Annotated in this window: 17 protein-coding genes; 10 read left to right on the top strand and 7 right to left on the bottom strand. The window is 66.2% G+C overall.

What is annotated here, in order from left to right; all coding sequences use genetic code 11:
* Complete coding sequence (locus AKJ09_RS42600) at positions 1-855, bottom strand: ATP-grasp domain-containing protein (protein WP_205633949.1); 855 nt, start codon at positions 853-855, stop codon at positions 1-3.
* Positions 856-951: 96 nt separating this feature from the next.
* Between AKJ09_RS42600 and AKJ09_RS42595 the strand changes: the two genes are divergently transcribed.
* Positions 952-2,112, top strand: a complete 1,161-nt coding sequence (locus tag AKJ09_RS42595) for a hypothetical protein (protein WP_146653575.1) — start codon at positions 952-954, stop codon at positions 2,110-2,112.
* 30 nt (positions 2,113-2,142) lie between these two features.
* Here the strand turns inward: AKJ09_RS42595 and AKJ09_RS42590 are convergent, their stop codons facing one another.
* From AKJ09_RS42590 to AKJ09_RS42580, 3 genes are all read right to left on the bottom strand, one after another.
* Positions 2,143-2,895, bottom strand: a complete 753-nt coding sequence (locus tag AKJ09_RS42590) for a hypothetical protein (RefSeq protein WP_146653574.1) — start codon at positions 2,893-2,895, stop codon at positions 2,143-2,145.
* Positions 2,892-3,515, bottom strand: coding sequence for an RNA polymerase sigma factor (locus AKJ09_RS42585; RefSeq protein ID WP_169928316.1), 624 nt, complete (start codon positions 3,513-3,515; stop codon positions 2,892-2,894). The genes AKJ09_RS42590 and AKJ09_RS42585 overlap by 4 nt, the downstream gene beginning before the upstream one ends.
* Before the next feature lie 92 nt (positions 3,516-3,607).
* On the bottom strand, positions 3,608-4,696 hold the full coding sequence (locus AKJ09_RS42580) for a hypothetical protein (protein ID WP_146653572.1): 1,089 nt from the start codon (positions 4,694-4,696) through the stop codon (positions 3,608-3,610).
* Between the two features lie 146 nt (positions 4,697-4,842).
* Between AKJ09_RS42580 and AKJ09_RS42575 the strand changes: the two genes are divergently transcribed.
* The 6 genes from AKJ09_RS42575 to AKJ09_RS42550 all read left to right on the top strand — a co-directional run bounded on the left by AKJ09_RS42575 (position 4,843) and on the right by AKJ09_RS42550 (position 12,208).
* Positions 4,843-6,030 (top strand): hypothetical protein, encoded by a 1,188-nt coding sequence (locus AKJ09_RS42575; protein WP_146653571.1) that lies wholly within the window; start codon positions 4,843-4,845, stop codon positions 6,028-6,030.
* Positions 6,027-7,229, top strand: a complete 1,203-nt coding sequence (locus AKJ09_RS42570) for a beta propeller repeat protein (protein WP_146653570.1) — start codon at positions 6,027-6,029, stop codon at positions 7,227-7,229. The genes AKJ09_RS42575 and AKJ09_RS42570 overlap by 4 nt, the downstream gene beginning before the upstream one ends.
* Entirely contained in the window at positions 7,226-8,527 is a 1,302-nt protein-coding gene (locus tag AKJ09_RS42565) for a hypothetical protein (protein WP_146653569.1), read from the top strand. Before AKJ09_RS42570 ends, AKJ09_RS42565 begins: the two co-directional genes overlap by 4 nt.
* Positions 8,524-9,774 carry an RCC1 domain-containing protein gene (locus AKJ09_RS42560; protein ID WP_146653568.1) on the top strand — a complete coding sequence of 417 codons (1,251 nt, stop codon included), beginning with the start codon at positions 8,524-8,526 and terminating at the stop codon, positions 9,772-9,774. The genes AKJ09_RS42565 and AKJ09_RS42560 overlap by 4 nt, the downstream gene beginning before the upstream one ends.
* A 14-nt stretch (positions 9,775-9,788) precedes the next feature.
* Positions 9,789-11,603, top strand: coding sequence for an IgGFc-binding protein (locus AKJ09_RS42555; protein WP_146653567.1), 1,815 nt, complete (start codon positions 9,789-9,791; stop codon positions 11,601-11,603).
* 170 nt (positions 11,604-11,773) lie between these two features.
* On the top strand, positions 11,774-12,208 hold the full coding sequence (locus AKJ09_RS42550; RefSeq protein WP_146653566.1) for a hypothetical protein: 435 nt from the start codon (positions 11,774-11,776) through the stop codon (positions 12,206-12,208).
* 12 nt (positions 12,209-12,220) lie between these two features.
* Here the strand turns inward: AKJ09_RS42550 and AKJ09_RS42545 are convergent, their stop codons facing one another.
* Positions 12,221-13,246, bottom strand: coding sequence for a sigma-54 interaction domain-containing protein (locus tag AKJ09_RS42545; RefSeq protein ID WP_146653565.1), 1,026 nt, complete (start codon positions 13,244-13,246; stop codon positions 12,221-12,223).
* A 309-nt stretch (positions 13,247-13,555) separates the two neighbouring features.
* Between AKJ09_RS42545 and AKJ09_RS42540 the strand changes: the two genes are divergently transcribed.
* From AKJ09_RS42540 to AKJ09_RS42530, 3 genes are all read left to right on the top strand, one after another.
* Positions 13,556-15,310, top strand: a complete 1,755-nt coding sequence (locus AKJ09_RS42540; protein WP_146653564.1) for a phosphoenolpyruvate carboxykinase (GTP) — start codon at positions 13,556-13,558, stop codon at positions 15,308-15,310.
* 125 nt (positions 15,311-15,435) lie between these two features.
* The gene (locus AKJ09_RS42535) at positions 15,436-16,071 is read left to right on the top strand and encodes a protein-L-isoaspartate O-methyltransferase family protein (protein ID WP_146653563.1); all 636 of its coding nucleotides are present in this window, start codon (positions 15,436-15,438) and stop codon (positions 16,069-16,071) included.
* Between the two features lie 91 nt (positions 16,072-16,162).
* On the top strand, positions 16,163-18,610 hold the full coding sequence (locus tag AKJ09_RS42530; RefSeq protein ID WP_146653562.1) for an ATP-binding cassette domain-containing protein: 2,448 nt from the start codon (positions 16,163-16,165) through the stop codon (positions 18,608-18,610).
* 440 nt (positions 18,611-19,050) lie between these two features.
* Here the strand turns inward: AKJ09_RS42530 and AKJ09_RS42525 are convergent, their stop codons facing one another.
* Entirely contained in the window at positions 19,051-19,722 is a 672-nt protein-coding gene (locus tag AKJ09_RS42525) for an Imm27 family immunity protein (protein WP_146653561.1), read from the bottom strand.
* 173 nt (positions 19,723-19,895) lie between these two features.
* A complete protein-coding gene (locus AKJ09_RS42520; RefSeq protein WP_169928315.1) occupies positions 19,896-25,400 on the bottom strand; it encodes an AAA family ATPase in 5,505 nt (1,834 codons plus the stop codon).
* Positions 25,401-25,579 lie beyond the last annotated feature (179 nt).

The raw sequence follows: 25,579 nt of genomic DNA, 5'->3' as shown, positions 1-25,579 counted from the left end.
TCAGCCACTTCCTACCGCACGAAGGAACGCTTCGGCTGGCGTCGTTCGGGGGCGATCGCTGACCTGGCCGTCGCCCAGCTCGATGACGCGCCATACGCCGTCGTCACGCAGCGCGAGGTCGACCGTCACGAACGGGAGCCGAAGATTGGGGATTCGCTTCGCCAAGGCGCCGAGATCGATCTCCGGAAGAGGCGCGTCGGCGCGTGAATCCGGGTGAGGCGTCTGCAGCACGCATGCTCCGTCGACCCACCAGGTGCGAATCTCGTCGGCCCGCAGAGACTCGAAGCGACGAAGAACGAAGCCGCCAACGAAGGCGTCGTCGCGGAGCTCGAGGAAGCGCTGGGCGATACGCCAAGCCGCATCTTCATTCGCCACGTCTTGGATGAAGGCGGCCTCGTGCCAATAGTGCTTCATCGATTTCGAGTAATCGCGCAAGACCGCCGGACCCGATCCAAGTTGCCGACAAATCGCGCGGAAGTCGTCTGATGACGAGCCTCGCGTCCAGACGGACTCCGGCGTCACCGACGCGAGCGGCGCATACCAACCCGGAAGCTCGTGCGCCTGCTGGTATTGACGCGCATTCGTTCGAAGCGTGACGCCGCGCTTGGCCAGTGCCTCTTCGAATGCGGCGTACTGATCCGACCGCAGCATCCAACCTCGGTAGAGGGCGTCGGACACCGACCCTTCGACGGAGACGCGCGCAACACCTTCTGCCGCGCCGTCCGCTCGGCAGAGCGCGTCGTGATCGACGAGCATGACCTGATGACCGAGGTTCCGCGCGGCCGTTCCTTCATCGCTGAAGTGCTCGTCGGGGCGCCGGGGATGCAGCGGGTCGGAGGGCAGGAGGAGCAGCACGCGCGCATCGTAGCTCCCTACGATGCAGCGCGTACATCGGCGCGTGTCGCGCCGGGCGCCTTGTATCGCACTCACCCGAGGCCGTAGGGTGCGCGCATGATCAATCATCGGATTCTCTTAACTTCCGTCGGAATCGGGCTTGGCGCGCTGGCTGGAGTTGCTGCGTGTGGTACCGGCGAGGGGACCGGGCCAGTCGCGGACGGCGGAGTGCCCGATGCTCCCAGCACCAACAACGCCGACGCATCGGAGCCCGGCGCGACGTCGACCTTCACGGTCGGCGGGACGATCACCGGCCTCGAGGGGGATGGTCTCCTTCTCGAAAGCGGCGGCGATAGCGTCGTGGTGTCGAAGTCCGACAAGACGTTCGTCTTCCCCAAGCGTCTCGAAGCTGGGGCACGCTTCGCCGTCACCGTGAAGGTTCAACCGAGCGGGCCGGCGCAGACGTGTGTGGTGACGAATGGCGAGGGAACCGTCTCGGGCAACGTCACGAGCGTGTCCGTCGATTGCTCGACAAACACCTACGTGACGCGCGTGAAGGTGACGGGACTCGTGGGGACTGGGCTCGTCCTCCAGAACAACGGCGGCGACGATCTCACGGTGAATGCCTCAGGCGACTTCGCCTTTGCCAAGAAGGTGAGCAGCGGCGCGCCGTACCTCGTCACGATCAAGACCCAGCCTGCGAACGAAGAGTGCGAGGTGAAGGTCGCTTCCGGCACCGTGGTCGACGCCGACGTTACGGCAACGGTGACGTGCCGTCAAAACAGGGTCGTTTTCACGACGAGCACCGTCTACGACGGAAAGCTCGGCGGCCTCGACGGCGCCGACGCGAAGTGCCAGGCGCGCGCGACCGCGGCCAATCTTCCGGGCACGTTCCGCGCGTGGTTGAGCGACGCGACAGGAAGTCCGTCGACGCGCTTCAACAAGTCGACGGTGCCGTATGTCCTCATCGACGGCACCGTCGTGGCCGATAGCTATGCTGCCCTCACGACTGCGCCGCTGAAGCATGCGCTCGACCTCACCGAAATCGGTGGCGTAGTCGTGACGGAGCCGCAGTTCGGGCGGCAGGTCGTGTGGAGCACGACGCGCGAAAACGGAACGGTCTACTGGGACGAGTATAGCTGCGTGCACTGGACGAGCAACGCGGAGACGGACGCCTCGCAAGTCGGAAGCCCCATCGTGACCGACACGGGCTGGAGCGCGAGTTGGACCGGCCAGCCCTGCTCTCGTAGCGCCCCGCTCTATTGCTTCGAGCAATGAGCTAGCGCCAACGACGCTCGCTGGCTCGTCTCAGCGGGCGTCGTTGCGCGTCGTCGGCAGGTTCGCGGCCGCACGAACGCGCGCTTCGTACGGCGAGCCGGCGTGGGCCAGCAGGAAGGCTTGGGCCTTGTTGCGTGCACTCGCGGTTTGGCCGAGGGCGGCGAGGGCCTGGACTTCGAGGACGTCGCCCTCCACGTCGAACGACGCGCGAGGATATGTCCGCCGGTATGCGGCGAGGCGTTCGAGAGCCAGCGAAGGCTGGCCGGCGGAGAGCGCGCTGCGGACAGCGTCGATCATCGAGAGCTCGTCAGGCAGCTCGGCGCTCGTCGGCTCGCTCGGGTGAACGATCGTCGCACGCGACGCCGAGCTCGCGCTGGCGCGTGGTGCGACCGACGGCTTCGCGCGAACGGCCGGCAGATCATCGACGCTCACGACCGTCGTGGGCGCCGGCAGCGGTGCCGGAGCCACGTCTTCGATGTGTGCTGAAGGCGCGGGGCGGGCGAGCACGGTCGAGGCGGCATCGCCGGCGAGTCGCGTGCGCGACGACCACATGCCGCCACCGACAACGATGAGGGTCGTACCCAAGACAAGCCAACCTGCGCGCCGAAGCCACAGCGAGCTCGACGCGGCGGCACCACTACGGGTTGCGATGACGACACCGGCGGCAGCCGAGAGGCGACGAAGCTCGCGCTCCTGATCCCGAGGCGCGTCAGCCTGGGCCGAGCGGAGGACGGCGGCGAGGGCGGGGGAGCTCGTTTCTTCGAGGTGGGTGGGCTCGCTCATGTGAGGCCCTTTTCTGCGGCCGCAGCGGTGAAGACTTCGCGTGCGCGGCGAAGGCGCGAGGCGACGGTGCCGATGGGGAGGTCGAGCATCTGGGCGATCTCGACGGTCGTCACGTGTTCGAGCTCGAAGAGGACGAACACGGCGCGTTGATCGGGCGTCAGCGTGTCGAGGAGCTCTTGGAGCAGGTCGCGCTGCTCGGAGCGAGCCAGGTTTTCCTCGGGATTCGCGGCGGCGTCGACGGCGTCGGCCAACGCGTTCTCGTCGGGGATCTCGCGTTGATGACGCAGGTGGCGTCGCTCGTGCGAGCACACGAACTGACTCGTACGAAAGAGAAAGCCGCGCTCGTTGTGGAGCGGTGCGGTGTGACGGGCCGCGACGAGGAAGACCTCCTGCACCGCGTCATCCACCTCGGCTGCGGCGATCCCGAGGCGGCGCACCGTTCGCCAGACGAACGCGTAGTGCTCGCGGGCCAGGCGATCGAGCCATGCGCGGGCGGCCTGCACGTTCGGTGCGTCCTGCGCTCCTGGCGCACGCGAAGACGGCGCGGCCTCGTCGGGGGCGAGCGCACCCGACGCGCGCGAAGACGAGGCCAAAGCGACCTCGCGAGGCATGCTCCGCATCACCATCCTTTCTGTTGAAGGGCGACGACCCCGATTTGATCAGCCGCCCTGTCGCTTTTCTGAAAATTCATGGGCGGAACGGAAGAGGTTGTTCAGAAATCGGCATTCACGCCGGCGAGGGCGCCCATTTCGACGAACGCCGGCGGCGCGGCGTAGACGCGGTGAACCGGCTCGACGACGGCGAACTGCTTGCGCGTGAAGGGGATCACCGCCACGAGATCCGCCCCCAGCGCGAGCCACGGCAGAACCGACCACCGCACGCCGCCCCCCGCGGTCATCGCCTCCCACCGCGTCGCCGTACGCACGGCGATGGGGCGGTTCGACGTGTTCGCCACCAGATCACCGAGCTCGCCGCCCACACACGGCACCAGGTCGACATGCCTTCCGAGATCGATCGCCGCGCAAGCCTCGAGGCGCCCGGTCCGAAACCGAAACGACGCGTTGCCCGGCTCGACGGCCGTATCGAAGGTCGCCGTGCCGTACGAGAGCCGCACGAGTGGCGCCACTGGGAGCCCCGCGGCTCGCCACGAAAGCTCGCTCTGCACTCGCACGCCTGTCGTCACCTCGGACGAGGAGGCCGTCGAGAGCGACGCTCGAACGGCCGCCGTGTAGCGAAAACGAGAGGTCGCGCGCGGGGGATGCGTGGCAACGACGAGAGCGCGTGGCGACGGAGGTGGCGTTGTGCCGGGCGGCACCGGCGAAGGCGAAGGCGAGGGAGAAGCTGGCGGCACCATGTCGGGGGGCTCCTCCGGGGTCCGAGCAATCACGACGAAGAGCGCGAGCGTTTTGACGACCGCTGCGCAATCCGCGGCGCGCGTGACGCGCGGGACGCCGGAAGCGCCGAGGACGTCGAGGCGCCCCACGAAGTCACCTGCGGGCGCGCGTTCGATGACGATGCGGAAGGTCCGCATGTCCTCGGCCCGTGAGGGCGCGGTTCGAGCTTCGATCGCGCGGACGAGCTCGTCCTTGGCAGGACATTCCTTTGGCGCCTGGTAGTCGAGATGGTCGAGATGGTCGAGATGGTCAGGCTCGGCCGCAGCTGCGCTCGTCGGAAGCAGGAGGGCGGTGAGGGCAAGCGTCGAGAGCGCGCCGGCGCCTTGCCCTTGCGATGACCACGCCATCCCGCCGAGCAACGCTACTCCACCGGCGACGGCTTCGGGAATCCGCCTGCTCGGGGCCACACCGGCCTACTCCGTCCGGGCCTCTCTTGGCCGAAAAAGGAAATCGTGCGCCCGATCCGATCGTTTGCGCGGGCCCATGGTTCATTTCCCTTCGAATGATCGCGCAAGGTCGGCACCGATTACGGGCGGTACATGTCGCCGTCGTCATGATTTCGGCGGCGAGCGCCTTCGTGGGCTTCGCCTGCGCGGAGGACTCGAACCTGGTGAGCCTGGGCCCGAGCGCGTCGTCCGACGGCGGTGGCGCGTTCTTCGTGCCTGACGCTCGCGGTGACGCGGCCGCCGATGCGTCGTCCTCCGCGAAGGCCGAGATGTGCGTCTCGACGACCTGCCCGTCCCCCTATGCCACGTGCCCCTCGCAGGACTTCTCGGGGCAGCTCCTTCTCCCCACCTACGCGTGCGGTACGAACCTCGCGAACGACGTCCACAACTGTGGTGCTTGCGGAAACGATTGCGGCGACCTCGGAGGCTCGCTCAACGTGCAGACGTCGTGTGTGAACGGAGCGTGCCGCGCCGATTGTTACAACCTCGATCTCGACTGCAACGGCATTCTCGACGACGGTTGCGAGGCCAATCCGAAGTCCGATCCCGCGAACTGCGGTGGCTGCGGGCAGAAGTGTGCGCCCGGAGTGGCGTGCATCGACGGCAGGTGCGGGTGCCCCACCGGCTTGGTCGACTGCAACGGTACGTGCGTCGATCTCCAAACCAACGACGACAACTGCGGGGCGTGTGACTTCAATTGCGACGATCATCCACCCGAAGACGCCGGCGCACCGCCCGACCACATGCGCTTCGGTTGCATCGCCGGCGAATGCAAGACGCTGCATTGCGATAGGCGCGCCCAGGTTCTGTGGGAGAACTGCAACGGCTTGCTCGACGACGGCTGCGAAATCGATCTCGGTACCGATGATCGGAATTGCGGCAAGTGCGGGACGGAGTGCCCGGTCGGAAAACACTGCTTCGACGATTACGCAAATCCCGGCGTTGCTTGCCAGTGCCCCGCGAGTCGAACGATTTGCGGAAGCACCTGCGTCGATCTCGAGACGGATCCAGGCAATTGCGGCTCGTGCAACTTCTTCTGTCCGGATCCGGTCGCCATCGGCCCGAATCAATACAACGGGCGCACGAGCTGCGATCACGGCCGATGCGGTTACGAGTGCTTTCCCGGCTTCGCCGATTGCAACGGTCGACTCGACGACGGTTGCGAGACCGAGCTCGCCAAAGATCCGACGAACTGCGGAGCATGCGGCGTGACGTGCAACAACGCCGTGGGCCAGCCGTGTGTCAACGGCCAGTGCGTGACCGAAGAGTGCGACGCAGGGAAGGTGCCCCAATGAGGCGCGCGCGCGTCATCGGCGGAAGCCTGATTGGAATGGTGGTGGCGCTCTTGGGCGGCGCCATCGTGGCCTGCGCGAGCGACAGCTCCGAGCCGACGGCCACGGGGCCCGACGGCCAGGCGGTCCTCCCCTCGGCCGATGCGACCACCGACAGTGACGCCGACGCTGCGAATGCCGACGCCGGATGCGGGGCATGTGCTCCGGTCGACTGCACGACGACCGACTTTTGCCCAGTGACTCTGCCGACGTCGCCGACCGTCGCTCTCAACGCCATCTGGGGAAGCTCGTCGAACGATCTCTGGATCGCCGGTTCCCAAGGCACCATTCTGCACGGCGACGGCGTCTCCTTCACCACGGTCGACTGGAGTGGCGGCGCGGACGCGCGCGACACGATTTTCTTCTCCGCCTGGGGCATCTCGCGTGACGACGTCTGGTTCGGGGCCACGGGAGCGCCGCTGCGTCGCTCGCGCGATCGCCAGGGCAATCCGGTCTGGGAGCGCGTGACCGGCGCCGTCTGGAACGAAGACTCCGCCAGCCAAGGGCGTGTTGCCGCCATCTGGGGTGCTCCGAAGGGCGGCGTCTGGCTCGCCGGTAATCCGTCGTCTCGCTTCGGCGGCTATGGCAGCTTCTGGCTCGAGGGCGTCGATACGGAATCGAACTCGGTGTGGATCGCCGTCCCGGCCTACGAGGGCACGAACATGGCCATGCCTTCGATTCGTGCGCTCTGGGGCTCGGGGCCGAACGACGTTTGGGCCGCCGGCGATGGCGGCAAGATCTTCCGTTACGTCCCCGCGGCCGACGATGCCCCTGCGTCGTGGAGCGGCGTGAACAGCTTCACGACCGTGCCGCTCGAGGGCCTCTGGGGTTCGAGCGCCTCGGATCTGTGGGCTGTGGGCGCCGACGGAGCGCTCCGCCACTTCACAGGCGACGTCACGGAGGGCTTTGCCGCCGTCGCTTCGCCGACCACGCGTGCTCTCCATGGCGCTTCTGGCTCGAGTGCGTCGGACGTTTGGGCGGTGGGCGATCATGGCACGATCCTCCACTTCGACGGCAAGGCCTGGTCGCTCGCCACGACGGGGCTCGCGATCGGTCAAACGCCCAATCTCTTCGCGGTCTGGGCGAGCGGAGTCGACGACGTGTGGATCGCGGGGCAGGGCGTGTTGCTTCATCGAACTGGATCGAACCGGAGACAACCGTGAGAGCCGTTCTTCCTACGCTGGTCGTACTCACGACCCTTGGTCTCTCGGCACGTGTGGTGACAGGCTGCGCCTCCGACGAGGACGCTCCGAGCGCGCCCATCGATGCCGTCGACAGCGGCGGCCCCGGGCTCGACGGCGACGTCACGAGCGATGGTGCTGCGTCCACCGACGCCTCCGAAGGCGGCGACGCCGCGATCGTGTGCTCGCCCGATGGCTGGTGCCCGACCGCGCTTCCCGGCGCTGCCATCGCCGCGGCCGAGTACCTCGATCCCGTGTTCGTTCCCATCGATCTTCACGACGTTTGGGTCACGCCGGAGCACGAGGCGTGGGCCGTCGCCGAACAGGGCTACGTGCTGCACTGGGCTGCCGGCGCGTGGAGCTACGTCTTCGGAGCCAACGTTCCACTCCACACGGTTTGGGTGGCCGGCCCGGGCGACGTCTGGGCGGGAGGCCCCGACGGCGTGGTCTTCCACGGCACGAGCTCTGCGTCCGCGCCGGGAACATTTGCCTTCGGCAAGGTCGAGCTGGGCGTCGCCGACGACATTCTTCGTATTCGCGGAACATCGGCGTCCGATATCTTGGCAATCACCGCGAATGGCATCTTTCACTCGGCGGGCACTTCGTTCGAGGAACTCTCGTTCCCGAGTGCCATTCCGGGAGACTCCGCGCACGTGGTCTCCGACATGTGGAAGTCCGACGAAGACGTCTGGATTGCCGCTCGCGAGTACAGCACCTGCAACAAGTTCGGCGATACCTGCGATTACCAAGATCACACGCTGCTCGTTCGCTGGAAGCACGCCGCAGATCCGAACGGCGACCCGTCGGCGTCGTTCGACCGAATTCCGCTCGCCCTGAGCTGTAGTGGCGTCACCTGCGCCGTCGTCGCGGGGGCGACGGCGCCGGACGGCTCGCATTACTTGGTGGTCAAGAGGCCGTCGCTTCTTCCGTTCAGCAAGCCTCCGCAAGTCGCCCACGTCGCGCCTCGTGATGCTGGGATCCTCGACGCGAGCGCTGCCGGAGGAAACGGCGATTGGGTGTGGTCGATGGATGACGCAGCACTCGCGGGCACCACGCCCGAGGGGATCTGGACAGCGGCGAGCACACGCGCCTGGATCGCGGCGTCTCCCGGCTCCGTTCGTCGTTGGGACGGGCAGATCTGGAGCATCGGCCGAGTCGCCATCGGCTCGCCGCTGACGAAACGGCTTCACGCTATCGGAGGCGTAGTGGACGGCAGCGGCAAGGCCGACACGTGGATCGTGGGTGAGAACATCGCCCTGCACCGCACGGAGTCGCCGTGAAATCCCGTTCGCTTCTCCTCCTCGCGCTCGGCACGGGATTCGTGGTCAGCGCGTTCGCCTGCTCGGAGACGAGCGATGCGCCGGCATGGGATTCGTCGTCGGACGACACCACCGACGCCTCTCGCCCCGACGCCTCGCTGCCCGAGACGAGCGCCTCTGTCGAAGACGCGAGCGTGCCCGACGTGGTCGAGCCCTACGACGGTTCGCCGGCGCCAGTCGCGTGTGACGGCTCGCCATGCGTGGTCCGCTTGGTCGGTGGCCCCTCGGTGTTTTGCGGCGTCATCGACGACGGCACCGTGCGCTGCTGGGGTGAGCCCTCGCTCGTCGGCGGAGCGCCCGACGATGGCTCGGATCCCAACCCTGGCCCCGCGGCCATCGCGGGAATCGCCGGCGCGATCGACATTGCCATCACCTCGTCGAACGTGTGCGCCGTGCTTGGTGACGGCGGCGTCGATTGCTGGGATGCCGTGGACCGAACGCCGGTGCGCTCGTCCGATGCGCCTTCCACGCTGCGCCTCGCGCTCGGCGCAGAGATGTCTTGCGCGGTGGCGCTGAACGGCGATCTCGATTGCTGGGGCGACAGCGCACTCTTCGGCTCGGGCCTTCGCACGGTCGGTCTCGGCGGACGAAAGGCCGTCGACGTTGCCGTGACGGACACCGCCGCCTTCGTTCTCGACGACGAGGGTACGCTCTGCTCGTGGGGTGCGCGCGGCGTCACGCTCGGGCGCTCGACGTCGCTCGACGTCGACGACGTTCCGCGTCCGGTCGTCGGCCTTCCGCCGGTGCGCAGCTTCGCCGCCTCGGCTTCGCACGTCTGCGCGGTCACCACCGATGGACGCCTCTTTTGCTGGGGCAATGGCACCAATGGCCTCCTCGGCGTCGGTCATGCACGCGACGAGAGCGAGCCCGCGGACGTGTCGTTTGCGCAAGGGGATTGGCCCTTCCAGATCTCCGCCGCCGACTCGCACTCGTGCGCACGGCTGACGAACGGCGAGGTTGCCTGTTGGGGCGGCGGCAACACGTGGGGCGAGCTCGGCTTCGCGACCCGGAGCGCAGCCTACGTGCCTTCGAAGCTCACCACCTTGGCGCCGGACATCGTCGCGGTGGCCACCGGCCTTTCGTCGAGCTGCGCGCTGACCAAGGGCGGCGCGGTCTGGTGCTGGGGTGACGACCGCAGCGGCCAGCTTGGGCAAGGCAAAGAGGACTCATCACGCCATTGGACGCCCACGCAGGTGACTTTCCCGTGAGCTCGGAGACTCCGATGCCGTTGCTTCTTCGCTATGCGCCGCTCTCCCTCGCGCTCGTGACGTGCTTCGTTGCGTGCGGCGAGTCCGACCGGGGCTTCGTGCAAACCTCGCCCGATCTCGGCGCACAGAACGATGCCGATGCAGGCCCCTCCTGTCAGGGCCGGCGCTGCTCGCGCGATCTGCACGCGGTGCTGGACGGCTGCACCGGGCAGGTCATCGAGACGTGCCCGGACGAACAAGGCTGCGGCGCGGGCGCATGCACGTCGCCATGCGATGCGGCGTCGAAGTCGCAAGGCTCAATCGGCTGCTCGTTCTGGACCACGCCGCCGGACGTGTTCCGCACCGTGGACTCGTCGTGCTTCGCCGCGTTCGTCGCCAACACGTGGTCGACGCCGGTGAACGTGAAGGCGAGCCTGGGCGCCAATCCCCTCGACGTTTCCAAGAGCATCTACCGCGCCATCCCCGCGGGTGACGGCTCTTCGAACGTGCACTACCAGCGCATCGAAGGCCCGATTCCGCCCGGCGAAGTCGGAATCGTGTTTCTGTCGCAAGGCGATCCGACGCCGAGCACCAATCCCGCCACCGAGAACGCCATTGCCTGCCCCGTCGACGTGACCGTGGCCTTCCACGGAACGGCCGTGAGCACGCACGAGACGAGCATCTACCCGGCCTTTCATCTCGAGACGGACGTTCCGGTCTCTGCCTATTCGATATTCCCTTATGGCGGAGCGAAGAGTTACGTCACGGCGGCAACGTTGCTCTTGCCGACGGCGTCGTGGGGCACGAACTACATGATGATGGATGGCCTGAGCGGCCTCTACAATCTCGGGCTACCGTTCGTGCAGGTCGTCGCGCAGGAAGACGACACGGTGATTCGCATCAAGCCTCGCGTGGACATTCGCGGAGGCGAAGGCGTCGCGGCCGGAGCCAAGGACGCGGTCAGCACGTGGACGCTCCAGCGCGGACAGGTCCTCGAGTTCGTCCAGAGCCTGAGCCTCGACGGAAGCCCCCTCGAATCGAATCATCCGGTGGCCCTCTTCGCCGGAACCCAGTGTTCGAACATTCCGCTCGATCGAGCCGCGTGCGATGCGTTGCATCAGCAAATCCCGACGATCGGGCAGTGGAGCTCGAGCTATACGGCAGTCCCCTACAAGACGCGGCGCGTTCCCCTCGAAGGACAAGAGGCACTCCCCGAGAGCGTGACCTGGAGCATCGCCGCAGCACGCGACGGCACGATTCTCACCTACGATCCCGAGCCGTCCGGCAGCGACGGGGCGAGCACGATGCCGGGCAACGGTCCTCCCGCGGGCGTGCCTCACACGCTCGCGGGAGGGGAAGTCACGTTCCTGCAATCGGACCATCCCTTCCGCGTCCACTCGCAGGGCCCCGACTATCCCATCTTCGTCGCGAACTACATGACGGGCGCTCAGAAGTACTACACGGATGGCGATCCGGACTTCGTCAACGTGATTGCGGACGACCAGTTCCTCGACGACTACGTCTTCTTCGTCGACCATACGTACAAGACGAACACGCTCACCGTCGTTCGCAAGAAGGACGAACGTGGCTTTCACGACGTGACGCTCGACTGCGCCGGCCCCATCTCCGGCTGGACGCCCCTCGGTTCGGACGGCACGATCGAGTACGCCTGGCTCGACATCACCCGCGACGGCCACCCCAACGGCGCCTGCACCAGCGGCCGCCACCAGGCCACGAGCGAAGGTCCTTTCGCCCTCTACGTCTGGGGCATCGACTTCTCCGTCAGCTACGGCTACCCCGCCGGCGCCGGCAGCCGTCCGACCTCTCCGTATACGGTCGAAGTCCGCTAATACGCGTCCTCGCGTTGGCGCGCCCCCTCGGCGCCATCTCCGAAATGCGGTCGAGTCACGAGCGGCCTACGCCAAAGTGGCGCGCGTGCATGGAGCTCGCGTGGGCCGCGACGGCGCGATGGAAACGCTCGGCAATCTGCCATGGCATCATCGTTGCTCACGCACGTGCCATGCAGTCTTCCAGCTCCTGTGCGGAGTCTCGGCAGGTCGTGATCTGTGCCGCGAACGCCGAGACCCTCGACGGACTCGAGGCCTATCTTTCCAAAGTTGGAATGCGGGTCAAAGGGCGGCGTCGTCTCGAGGATTGCCTCGATGAGGCGAGCGACGCGGCTTTTGCGCTGGTGCTCTTTCCCGACGACTTCGCGTGGCGGTCGGTGGAGGCCGTAGTGGCCGAGCTCGCCGCCCGCTGCAAAGACACGCTGCTGATCGTCGTCACGAGTCGGCTGAAGGACTTCGAGCGGTTCGCGCGCGCGCACGAGAACGTCGCGGTCGTTCCGCGACCGGTCTGGGGCTGGACGATTTTGGATGCAATCCGTGCGCACGCGGAGGCCGATGAAGGCTCGGGGCTCGAGGACGACGAGGCGCGCCGCGAGCGGTCGGAGTAGTCCGCGAAGGCCTCAGTCGTCCGCGGGTTCGATGGCGAGATCGCGGGTCCGCGCGATGTACCGTTGCATCGTGCGTAGGCCCACCGACAGCCTTCGTGCAGCTCGCGATCGGTTTCCTCGTTCGAGGACGAGCGCGGAGTGCAAGATCCGATCGACGGCCTCCGACAGCGGCATGTCGAGGCGCACCTCGATGACCTCGCTCGCGTTCTGCCGAGCGCTGCTGCTGCCTGGCGAGGACGTCTCCGCGGATGGCGTGGTGCGCATGCGCTCCGGAAGGTCACGGACGCGCGCAGATTTCCCGTCACGCATGAGACACAGAAGCTGGACGACGTTGCGAAGCTCGCGAACGTTTCCCGGCCACGCGTACGAGCGCAGCGCGTTGGTGGTGGCGCGGGTGAGGCGCGGCGGTTTCGTGCCGTGTTTGATACACGAGTGCGCAACGAACTGCTGAACGAGCGGCATGATGTCGGCGACGCGCTCGCGTAACGGGGGAACCGAAAGCGTGATGCCCTCGATCCGATAGAACAAGTCCGGGCGAAATCGGCCTGCCTTCACCTCGTCCTCCAGCGGACGATGCGTCGCGGTCACCAGCCGGATGTCGGCCGTGATCTTCGTCGAGCCACCCACGCGCATGTAACGCCGGTTTTCGAGGAACCGAAGGAGCTTCGCCTGGACTCCGATGGGCATGTCTCCAAGCTCGTCCAGAAAGAGCGTGCCGCCGGCGGCCGCTTCGATCTTGCCTCGCGCGCGTTCACTGGCGCCGGTGAAGGCGCCTTTCTCGTGACCGAAGAGCTCGCTCTCGAAGAGGGCCTCCGGGATGGCGGCGCAATTGATTGGCACGAACGGGCCTCGACGGCGATCGGACGACTCGTGGAGCCGGCGCGCGAAGATCTCCTTGCCGGTGCCGCTCTCGCCAATGAACGTCACGATGACGTCCTTGTTGGCGACCATGTTCACGACCCGGTCAAGTTGGCGCATCGCCAACGAGCGAACGATCGGCTCGAGGACGATGTCTGCGTTCCGTTTCGTCTGAGGCACGCTGCCAACATAGGCCGATCGATGCTTTTTTCCAGGCCCACGCGTCTCCAGTCGCGCTTGAGCAGAGGTGAGCGTCGTCCCGAGTCCGCGCGGAGCGACTTGCGAGCGCTGCCCCGGTACGTCTTTCGGTACGCCAAATAGGCACGAATGACCAAGGCCGGCGCGCGCGCCGTACGGGGGGCCATCGTAGGGCGCCAGCACCTCGAAATTCGAGGCAGTTCTGGGTGGTACGACACGTGCTTGGTCCGCCGCCGAACGCTCGTGCGAGCGCCTCGAGCGCTCGTACTGCCGGAGGCAAGACGTACCGAAATGACGAACAAGGAACTCACCAACTGGGTCAACGAGGTCGCGGACCACGCGAAGCCGGACGCCGTTCGATGGTTCGACGGGAGCAAGCTCGCCATGCTCTCGCTCGAAGACCGCATGGTTGCGGATGGAACCCTCCATCGGCTCGATTCGGAAAGTCATCCGCACAGCTTCCTCCATCGCTCCCATCCAACGGACGTCGCGCGAACCGAGCACTTGACCTTCATTTGTTCGAAGCACGAGCAGGACGCCGGGCCGACGAACAACTGGATGAGCCCGGAGCAAGCACAGGCCGACGTTTGGCCGCTCTTCGCTGGCGCCATGAAGGGCCGAACGATGTACGTGGTCCCGTACTTGATGGGCCCAGCGGATTCGCCCTGGAGTCGCCTCGGCGTCGAGATTACCGACAGCCCTTACGTCGTCGCGAATCTCGCGATCATGACCCGCACGGGTGACGCTGCTCTGCGCCGATTCGGCCCGCACACACGCTTCGTCAGGGGCGTGCACAGCCTCGGCGACCTTTCACCGACGCGTCGATTCATCTGCCACTTTCCTCAGACGCGCACGATCTGGAGCATTGGCTCGGGGTACGGCGGCAACGCGCTGCTGAGCAAGAAGTGCCACGCGCTGCGCATCGCCAGTGTCGAAGCGCACGAAGAAGGCTGGATGGCCGAGCACATGATGATCCTCGGCATCACGAACCCGCAGGGCGTCAAGCACTACGTCGCCGCGGCGTTTCCCAGCGCGTGTGGGAAGACGAATCTCGCGATGCTCGTTCCGAGCCTTCCGGGGTGGAAGGTGGAGACGGTCGGTGACGACATCTGCTGGATGCACGTCGGCGACGACGGCCGGCTATGGGCCGTCAATCCCGAGGCGGGATTCTTCGGAGTGGCTCCAGGAACGAGCAGGAAGACCAATCCCAATGCGCTGGCGGCGCTCGGCCGGGACGTCATCTTCACGAACGTCGCGCTCCGGAAAGACGGCACGCCCTGGTGGGAAGGGCTCGGCCCCCTCGACGACGGCGAGGTGCTGACGGACTGGCGCGGCAATCTGTGGACGCCCGGGACCAAGGAGCCGGCTGCCCATCCGAACTCGCGTTTCACCGTCTCGGCGCGCCAGTGCCCGACGGTGGGGCCTAGCTTCGACGATCCGCAAGGTGTCCCGATCTCGGCCATCATCTTCGGCGGACGGCGGGCACGATTGACGCCCCTGGTCTACGAGGCGCGGGACTGGGCGCACGGGGTCTACGTCGGTGCGACACTGGTCTCCGAGACCACCGCTGCCGCGACGGGCGCTGTCGGCATTCCACGCAACGATCCGATGGCCATGCTCCCGTTCTGTGGCTTCAACATGGCCGACTACTTCGGCCACTGGCTCTCGATGGGCCGGCGCCTCGTCGAGCCGCCGAAGATCTTCCACGTGAACTGGTTCCGGACCGACGAGGACGGCCGCTACCTCTGGCCCGGCTTCGGCGAGAACATCCGCGTGCTGAAGTGGATTCTCGAACGCGTCGAGGGATCCCAAGCGGTACGACCAACACCTATCGGCAACGTGCCGGTGCAATCCGCGCTCGATCTGAGCGGCCTCGATACGGCGCGCGAGAACTTCGAACGGCTCGTTGCCGTCGATCCGCGAGCCTGGCTGGAAGAGGTCGAACGAAATGGCGCCTTCCTGGACCGCTTCGGAGAGCGCTTGCCAGAAGCCATCCGGCGCGAACACCGGGCTCTCGCAGACCGCCTTCGCACGGCGATCTCTTGAGTCGACCGTATCGGCCTGACGAGCGAGCAGAAGGCGATGCGCCCGCTCGCTCACCCGAAACCGATCGGCTCATCGAGGCACTCCGTCGGGCCAGTCTCTCGCGACGTCTGCGCGAGCGGCTCCTCATGGACGCCGAGTTCGACGAGCTCTATCCCGCACCCGCCCGCGTCGTCTCGTCGATGTTCTGGACGCCCATGGCCGTGGCGATCCGGGCGGCGGACCTCCTCGTCACGACGCCATCGACGCGCGTGCTCGACGTGGGCTCGGGCGTAGGGAAGTTCTGCATCGTCGGCGCCGCCATCACGGGGGCGCCTTTCATGGGGATCGAGCATCGCCGGGGCTTCGTCGATATCGCGCGCGACGTTGCCTCGCGCGTCGGCGCCGATACCGCGCATTTCGTGTCCGGCACCCTCGACGACATCGATGTATCGGACTTCGACGCGCTCTACTTCTTCAACCCGTTCGAAGAAAATATGCTGCACGCCCGACACTGGCTCGACAGCACCGTGACTCTCTCCGAGGCGCGGTACTTCGCCGACGTCTCTCGTGCCGAAGGCCTGCTCGATGCCGCGCGCGTCGGCACGCGCGTCGTGACGTACCACGGATTCGGCGGAAAAATGCCGCTCTCCTACCACCGGGCCGTTCGCGAACGATGCCGTAGCGGCCACCTCGAACTATGGGTGAAGAGCGAGCGGGCCCGCACCTACTCGTTCGACAACCCGCAGCAAACCCGCTTTCGGACGAGCGAAGACGCTGTCTGAGCCGTCGACGCTCGCGCTTGGGCTCGGCGAGCGCGTGCGTGAGGGCTGGGGCTTCTTGACAAATCCCCGACGCTCGGCGCCACTGTCGGGCGTGAGCTCGAGCCGCCAACATCCCGCCGACAGCCATGATCTGATCCGTGTTCGGGGCGCGCGGGAGAACAACCTGAAAGACGTCAGCGTCGAGATCCCCAAGCGGCGGCTGACGGTGTTCACCGGCGTGTCGGGATCGGGCAAGTCGTCGCTCGTCTTCAGCACCATCGCGGCCGAGTCGCAGCGGCTCATCAACGAGACCTACAGTGCGTTCGTGCAAGGCTTCATGCCCACGCTGGCGAGGCCCGAGGTCGACGTGCTCGAAGGGCTCACGACCGCGATCATCGTCGACCAGGAGCGCATGGGCGGTAATCCGCGCTCGACGGTGGGTACGGCCACCGACGCCAACGCGATGCTCCGCATCCTCTTCAGCCGTCTCGGCAAGCCGCACATCGGTTCGTCCAATGCGTTCTCGTTCAACGTTCCGTCGGTGAGCGGCGTCGGCACGATCACGGTCGAAAAGGCAGGCGGCAAGCAGCGTGAGGCGCGCACGTTCTCGCGCGAAGGCGGCATGTGCCCGCGCTGCGAGGGCATGGGCTCGGTCAGCGACATCGACCTCACCCAGATCTACGACGAGACGAAGTCCCTCAACGAAGGCGCCATCACGATTCCTGGCTACTCGATGGACGGCTGGTACGGCCGCATCTTCTCGGGCTGCGGATTCTTCGACCCCGACAAGCCGATCAAGAAGTTCAACAAGAAGGAGCTCCACGACCTCCTCCACAAGGAGCCGACCAAGATCAAGGTCAACGGCATCAATCTCACCTACGAGGGGCTGATCCCGAAGATCCAGAAGTCGATGCTCTCCAAAGACGTCGACACGCTGCAGCCGCACGTCAGGGCGTTCGTGGAGCGCGCAGCGACGTTTGCAACTTGTCCCGAGTGCGAAGGCACGCGCCTCAGCAAAGGCGCTCGGTCCTCGAAGATCAAAGGGATTAGCATCGCTGATGTGTGCAAGATGCAAATCAGCGATCTGGCCGAGTGGGTGCGCGGACTCGACGAGCCGTCCGTCGCGCCGCTCCTTACGTCGCTACGGGAGACGCTCGACGCCTTCGTCCAGATCGGCCTCGGCTACCTCAGCCTCGACCGGCCCTCCGGCACGCTGTCCGGCGGCGAAGCGCAGCGCACGAAGATGATCAGCCATCTCGGCTCGTCGCTCACCGACGTTACCTACGTCTTCGACGAGCCGACGATTGGCCTCCACCCCCACGACATCCAGCGCATGAACGATCTGCTCCTGCAGTTGCGTGACAAGGGCAACACTGTCCTCGTCGTCGAGCACAAGCCGGAGATGATCGCCATCGCGGATCACGTCGTCGACCTCGGACCCGGTGCCGGCACGGCCGGCGGCAAGGTCGTGTTCGAGGGCACCGTCGACGGCCTTCGCGCCAGCGACACGCTCACCGGGCGTCACCTGAGCGACCGAGCCTCGCTCAAGGCGTCGGTGCGCAAGCCGTCGGGCGTCATGAAGATCCGCGGCGCGAAGCTCCACAACTTGAAGAACGTCGCCGTCGACATCCCGCTCGGCGTTCTCGTCGTGGTGACCGGCGTGGCGGGCTCGGGCAAGAGCTCGCTCATCCGTGGCTCGGTCTGCGGCCAAGAAGGCGTGGTGTCGGTCGACCAGACTCCGATCCGCGGCTCACGGCGCAGCAACCCGGCCACCTATACCGATTTGCTCGAGCCGATCCGCAAGGCCTTCGCCAAGGCGAACAACGTGAAGCCCGCGCTCTTCAGCGCGAACTCCGAGGGCGCCTGTCCGACCTGCAACGGCGCCGGCGTCATCTACACCGACCTCGCGATGATGGCAGGCGTCACCACAGTCTGCGAAGACTGCCAGGGCAAACGCTTCCAAGCGTCGGTGCTGAAATACCGCCTCGACAAGCTCAACATCGCCGAGGTACTCGACCTGCCGGTCCAGGACGCGGTCGAATTCTTCGGCTCCGGCAAGGCGCACACGCCGGCCGCGCACGCCATCCTGAAACGCATGGCCGACGTCGGCCTCGGCTACCTCCGCCTCGGCCAGCCGCTCACCACGCTCTCGGGCGGCGAGCGCCAGCGCCTCAAGCTCGCCACCCACATGGGCGAAGAAGGCGGCGTCTACGTCCTCGACGAGCCCACCACCGGCCTCCACCTCGCCGATCTCGAGCAGCTCCTCGGCCTGCTCGATCGCCTCGTCGACTCCGGCAAGTCGGTCATCGTGATCGAGCACCACCAGGCCGTCATGGCCCACGCCGACTGGATCATCGATCTTGGCCCCGGCGCCGGCCACGAAGGCGGAAAGGTCGTCTTCGAAGGCACACCCGCCGATTTGGTGAAATCGAAGTCGACGTTGACCGGCAAGCACCTCGCCGATTTCGTCGGCGGCCGCACGAAAGCACCAACCTCCGGCGACCGATCCCGCGTTACCCCCGAGGCCGCGTCCAAAGGCCGCCGCTCCGCAACGCCGTAGCTCGCCGGTCGGAAGGTCGAGCCTCCCGGCTTTCGCGTTCGGCTTCGTCGCATCTTGAAAGAGTGAACGACGCGATTCCGCTCGCAACTCTGATGCGGGCAGCGCAGCCTTGGTCACCAGGCGCCCGGCGCGGGCAACAAGCCCTCTTCGACCTCCGAGCGTTGCGTGACCTTTGCGGCTTTGCAGCTTTGCGGCCAATAGGCGCCCGCAGACTAGGATCGGCGCTCGCGCTCAGTTCCACCTCTCGTGCCGAGAGCACGTGACGGGGGCGAGAGCCGCAACGCCACGACGAACGCAAAGGTCACGCAACGAACCAGGGCTTGCCTCTCGTGATGTGTCGATGACGAGAATCTCTGGCTCCCGGAAGCGTTCGATCAACCACTTTGGGTCGACGTTCGGGGGAACGATGCGCGCCTTGTTGCTGTTGCCCTTGCTGTCGCCTATGCCTTCTTGCGGACGCGCGGAAAGCCGCCGCCGTGATAGCCACTCTCAGGATAGTAGAGAACCCAGATCTCGCCGCTCGAATCGTCGACGTATTCGGTCTCCCACCTCTCGCCATCGCTTCCGAGCTCTCGTAGTTTGCCCACGAACGCGAGAGCTTCGTTTCCGCAAAGGTCGGTCGCGAAGCGATGCATGCGAAGGTACTCGCTCCACCGGTCGTACAGGCGTTGCTCGTTGGCCTCTTTGGTTTCGAGACCCGGCCAGGCCATCGCCGTGTGGCGAACGAAGGACTCTATTTCCGGCGGACGCTCGAAGTCGGCATACACCGCTTCGACCTTTTGCAGCGGATCGGCGTAGGCATGCCGATGCTCGAAGACCCACGCCAGCGTGAGGTAGAGCCACTTCCCGCGGATCAACGCGAAGTCGCGGGGCCCCTCTGATTCGGCCAGCTTGTGGACGACGTCGCGCGTCGGTTCGCCCCGCGTCATCGCTGCGAGCTCGACGACCTCGGGGGAGACGGCCTTCTGCGCCGAGAGCCGTGCGCGTGCGAGGTCCACCGCCGCGTCCGGGGCGAGAAGGCGGTTGTCGATTCCGAAGAGGACTTCTGACCAGGTGATGGTCGCGCGTTCGAGGATGAAGTCGGCCGTGATCGCGAGAACGGTCAGGTTCATGAGCGCCGCGAGCTTATCCCGAGGTGGAAAGGGCCCTATGTGAAAACTTGAATTCGGCAGCTCTCGTGACTGCCAGACATTCTCCTCTTCGACGTACTACCAGAGCAGCGCCACATGGATGAGTCTTGGTATGAGCACAAGGGGGCGCACGCGTGCTCGCGTGATCGCCGCGCTCAGGCTTCCTGCGAGGGAGTGGCGTCGTCGGTTGGCTCGGCGGGGAGCCAGACGGTGACGGTACTGCCGTCGCCTTCGCGGCTCTCGAAGCGGACGGAGCCGCCGTGGCGGCCGACGATGACGTTCGACAAGTAGAGGCCCACGCCCATGCCCCCGAAGTCGTGTGTCGTCTCGGCGTGGGCACGGTAGAAGGGCTCGAAGAGGTGCGCCTGTTTGTTCGGCGCAATGCCGATGCCATGATCTCTCACGGAGACCTTGGCGCCGCCCTTTGGCGGTACGGTCAGGATCACCTCCACGGGACCCCCGGTCGAGGAGTAGCGGAGGGCGTTGTCGATGAGGTGGGAGAAGACCTTTTCGAGGAGCGAGCGGTCGCCGACGACTTTGGGAGCATCGTGCGGCGTCGTGATGGTGACGCGCGCGGGTTGAAGCGGTGGCTCCAAGCGACCGGCGACGCGAGAGAGGAGCTCGGCGACGTCCACTTGCTCTTCGACCAAGGGGAGGCGGCCGACGCGGAGCTGCCACAGAACAAGCAGATCGGTGACGATTCGATCGATGCGGTTGGCGCCTCGGCCGAGTGCATCGAGCATGCGTCGCTGCTCGACGGGGACCTCCTGACCGCGCATCTGCAGGAGCGCGGCGTAGCCACTCACGACGGCGACAGGTGTCTTGAGCTCGTGGGCGGCGGTTCGTAGGAACTGGTCGCGGAGGCGCTCGAGCTCCACCTTCTCGGTGACGTCCGACGCGGCTTCGACGGCGCCGACGACGAGGCCCTTGTCGTCCTTGATGGGGGCGGCGCTGAGGCGAAGTTGGACGTCGCGCTCGCGGCTGTCGGTGATGGTGGCGTCGACCGAGGCAACGACCTCACCCGCGAGGGCGCGTACGAGAGGCTGTTCGAACCACGCGAACGGCCGTCCGTCCGGATGGCGTGTGCGGAGGATCGTCGGCAGCTCGGCGACCCTCGGAAGGTGGGTGCTGCGTGTGCTGCCGAGGAGGCGCTCTGCGGCTTGATTGAGGAGCGTGATGCGACCCTCCTTGTCGCAGACGAACACGGCGTGGACCATGTTCTCGAGGACGGCCTGCAGCTGCTCGCGGCTCTCGCGCAGAGACGACTCCGCGCGCCGGCGTTGCGCGTTTTCTCGCTCGAGATCGTCGAAGAGCGCCGCACTCTCGAGCGAGATCGCGGCCTGCGCGGAGAGAACCTCGAGCACGGTCACGCGCTCCTCACCGAAGACGGCGGGCGCGAGGTCGTTCTCGAGATAGATGAGCCCAAGGAGCTCCTGTTTTCGGCACACCGGCAAACAAAGAACCGCTCGTGGTTTTTGCGAACGCAAATAGGGATCAGCGGAGAATGGATTCGGCAGAGTTGCGTCGTGCAAGAGCACGCGTTCACGCGTGCGTCTCGCGTAGTTGATGACCGCCTCGGGCAGCTGGCCCGTGGGATCCACGCTCGGGGCGACCGCCTCGCATTCGACCACCGCGCGATCGCCGGCGAACATCACGAAGCAGCACCGGCGAGCCCCGGCATAGCGGAGCATGACTTCGAGCAAGCGCTCGAGGAGTCGGGCGCGTACGAGCTCGGCCGACAGCGCCTGCGAAGCCTGCGTGACCGTGAGAAGGTCCAATTCTTCGGGCCTCGCGGCCACGGTGTCGGTCGCGACGGCGGCCCGGCGCCCCGGTGGCTCGAGGCAGCGCGCCTTTTCCATCGCGCCCCATTGCGAATAGCGTCGCCGCGCCTCGCGCAGATAGACGTCCGCGAAGTGCATGAAGCCGCGGGATTCGTAGAAGCGGGCCGCGAGCTCGTAGGCGATCGCCTGCACCTGGATGAAGCCGTTGTCTTGCGCGGAGCGAATCGCGCGTTCGTAGTCGTGCATCGCCGCGAGATCGTCACCTCGCAGGCGCGCCGCCTCGGCCGCGATCAGGGCGTACTTGGCCGAGAAATTCTCCGGACAGCTCTCGGCCCATCCTTCGAACTTCTTCAGGGCGGCGTCGAACAGCGCGGAATCGTCGCCTTCGAGCTTCGCGCCTTCGAGCTTCGCGTCAGACAGCGCCGTCGAGGCGAGCGAGAGCGCGAAGTAGAAGGCGTGCTCGGCCGCAATGGGAAACATCGCGCTCGTGCGTAGGAGCGCGGCGGCGGTGCGTCCGATGTCGACGGCTTTTTCGTATTTGCCCGCGAAGAATGCCGCCTGGAGTCGATCGACGTAGTGCCAGCAATGCGTGAGCGGCGACGTGTTCGCCTTGATGTGCTCTTCGAACTCGGCTTCGCTGCGCTCCTTCGTGCCGAAGCTCCCAAGCTCGTTCGTCTCGCCGCGAAGGCTCTGGATGAGCAGGTGCCGGCTCTCCATGAGATCCGCCATCTCACCGTAGCCGAACTCGCGAACGCGCTTGGTGCGCTGCGCGGATTCCACCGCGAGGTCGCCTAGGCTCGCGCCCATGAGGAGGCGCGTCATGACGAGGTGATTCTCCGCGTAGCAGAGATACGTCAAGTCGCCTTGCTGATAAGCCGCGTCGAGGGCTGTTTCGAGATACGGCAGATTGGTGCGGACATGGTGAGTCCAGTAGTTTACGAGGCTCGCGAACGCCGTGCAGACGAGGGGCTTGCTGGCCGAGAGGCCAGGCCGCAGCACGAGCTCGTAGCCGACGCGCCCCAGCTGCCACGCGTCCTCGTGACGGCCCGTGATTCCGCCCAAGTTGAGCGCATACGCTACGAACGAAGATGGGCTCGCTTCGGAGACACCCCACTCGAGGTTCGCGCGCAGGCTGCGACTGGCAAATAGCGCAAACAGGTTTTCGTCGACGTACGAGATCGGCGTCACCACGTGAGATTCGAGATTGGCGATGGCGCGCGCCGTAGGATCGGTCGCTCGGGGAAGCTCGGTGAGGGCTTCGATGCTGAACGAGCGAAGGCTCGCCCATGTCTCCGCGACGGCGGCGGCGGCCTCTTCGCGGCTGACGCGCTCCGGATACTCGATTCCGCAGGCGCGCAGCCCCTCGAGACCGAGCTTCACGGCCCCCACCACGTCGCCTTGCGTCATCCGAAGATCCACGAGCACCGAATACGCCGCCGCCCGATCGGCCGCGGTTCGTGCCTTTTCGAGGACGACGCCCACGAGCCGCTCACCGACGTCGAAGCGCCCGACGACGAGCTCGCACGCTGCGCGCTCGAGGTGCAGGCCGTACGTGACCGCATAGGCGTCGTCCCACGCGGCTTCGTCCAGCATCGCCATGCCCGCGGCGAAATAGCGAGCGGCCGATGCATAAGCACTCGCGGCTTTCGCTTTGCGACCGACGGTGAGGTCGAGCGCGGCGAGCTCCGCGCGCTCCTTTCGGGTCACGATGAGGGCTGACGCGGCATTCAGCTGGTCGGCGATGACGAAGCTTTTGTCGTCGCTGCGGTCCTTGCGAGCGAGCAGCGCGCGTCCGATGCGCAGGTGGAGCGAGGCGCGCTCGTCGAGCGGAAGGAGGGAATAGGCGGCTTCGCGAACGCGGTCGTGCGGGAAGCGGAAGGCCTGGCGGCTCGAGACGAGCAATCCTTCCGCGGCGACCTCACGGAGATCGCGCTCGACCTCCTCGAACGGTCGAGAAAGGACCGCGCTGACGTCGGCCGCTTGGAACTCGATACCGAGGCACGCCCCGACGCGCAGTGCCTCGTGAACCGCTGGAGCGAGGCTCGTGACCTTCGCGATGACGAGGTCGACCGTTTCGTCGGCGAGGGGAACGCGACGGATCTGCTCGACGTCCCAGACCCAACGCCCTTCGACGGGGTCGAAGGTCACGAGATTCTTCTGATGGAGCGTGCGAAGAAGCTCCGTCACGAAGAGTGGATTGCCTCCGGTGCGCTCCCGCAGGATGTCGGCCAGCGTGGTGGCCTCGGGCAACGGACATCGAAACGCGTCGACGACGATACGGGCGATGGCGTTCGAAGCGAGGGGAGGGACTTCGACTTCGCTGACGACACCACGACTTCGCAGACGCGAGAGCGCGGCGGAGAGCGGGTGATCGGACGCGACTTCGCTGTCGCGGTATGCACCTATCGTGAGGACGTGCTTGGAGCTCGGATGCGCCAGGACTTGTTCGAGGAGGACGATGCTCGCAGGGTCCGCCCATTGCAGGTCGTCGAGAAAGAGGACCAGCGGGTGCTCCCTCGAGGCAACGGCCCCGAGAAGTCGCTGGAAGAACAGTTTGAAGCGATCTGGCGATTCGACGGTCGCGCTCTGTTCGTATTTGGCGTGATCGCCGAAGATGATTTCGAATCTGGGTACGAGCGCGCCGAGGAGTGACACGTTCGTTCCGAGTGCGTTCTGGAGCTGCGTGCGCCAAGCCGCGAGCTTCTCCTCGTTTTCGGTCAGCAGTTGACCGACGAGCTGTTCGAGTGCCTGCGCCACTGCGAAGTAAGGGACGTTCTGCCGAAGCTCCTCGTGCTTTCCCTCGAGGAAGACGCCGCCTCGTGAAAGAACATGCGCTTCGAGCGCCTTCGCGAGCGATGACTTCCCGACGCCGGGTGGGCCTCCCAGGAGAACGAGCCTTGCCCCGTCCGACGCAGCATGCTCGAACGCTTTGTGGAGGGTTTGCACCTCCGCATCGCGTCCGTGCAGGCGATGGGGGATCTGCAGTCGTTCGGGCACGTCATGGAGACCGAGTTGGAAAGGCTCGACGTCCCGATGCTGCGTCCATTCAGCGAGAGCGGTCTCGAGATCGGCGACGAGCCCGCGGGCCGTCTGGTAGCGTTCCTCGGGATCCTTCGCGAGAAGCTTGTCGACGATCGCGGCGAGCACCGGCGGTACGCGGGGCTCGAGCGACGTGACGAGTGGCGGACGTTTGGCGACCTGGACATGGATCCACCCGAGCGCGTCCGAGGCTTCGAGCGGAAGTCTGCCCGTCAGCATGCGAAAGATCACGACGCCGAGCGAATACAGATCGGCGCGCTGATCGACGAGTCGTCCGGTCTGGCCCGTCTGTTCGGGCGCCATATAGGCAAACGTTCCCTCGATGAGTCCTGGCTCGTTCGACGGTCGATACGAGCCCGCCGAGGACAGCGCTGCGCCGAGCCCCGTGAGACGAACATCACCGCTTGCGCGCGCGACGAGGATATTCTCCGGCTTGAGGTCTCGGTGGATCACGCCATGGGCATGCAGTTCGCCGAGCTTGCGCGCGATCTCGATCGCGAGCCTGAGCACGGCCCCGGTCTCCATCGCCCGTTCGAGCTCGCTCTCTAGCGGATGGCCTGCGAAGTCTTCCAAGACGAGCGCGGGGCGCCCCGCGACGGTCGTTAGGTCGAGCGGAATGAGAATGGTCGAGCGCCCGGGGATGGTGCCGATCTCGCGCTCCTTGAGAAAGCGCCGAAGAGCCTGGCGTTCGTTCTCGAGCAAGATCTTCAGCAGAACCGGGAGCCCATCCGCCTGGCGAATCGCGCGAACGAGGATCGCGTCGGACGTCGCACTCACGGTCTCGGTCTGCGTGTACGCCGTATCCTCCACGGTTACCTCGGCCTCGAGGCGCTCGGGCACGCCGTCGTGCTGCTCATAGATCGACGAAAGCAAAGGACGCCCCACCAAATCGGCAGGGGTGTCCTCTTCTACGGACTTTCGTCGCCGAGCGGAACGTCATCCGCGTGAAGATAGCTGAACGTTCGCGTGCTCCCCGCGCCCGCCTCTCATCCGCTCGGTCGTGCTGCGCGCCCGAATGC

It is taken from the genome of Labilithrix luteola (assembly GCF_001263205.1).
In the GTDB taxonomy this organism is placed as follows: domain Bacteria; phylum Myxococcota_A; class Polyangia; order Polyangiales; family Polyangiaceae; genus Labilithrix; species Labilithrix luteola.
This window is presented reverse-complemented; position numbering and strand designations above follow the sequence as displayed.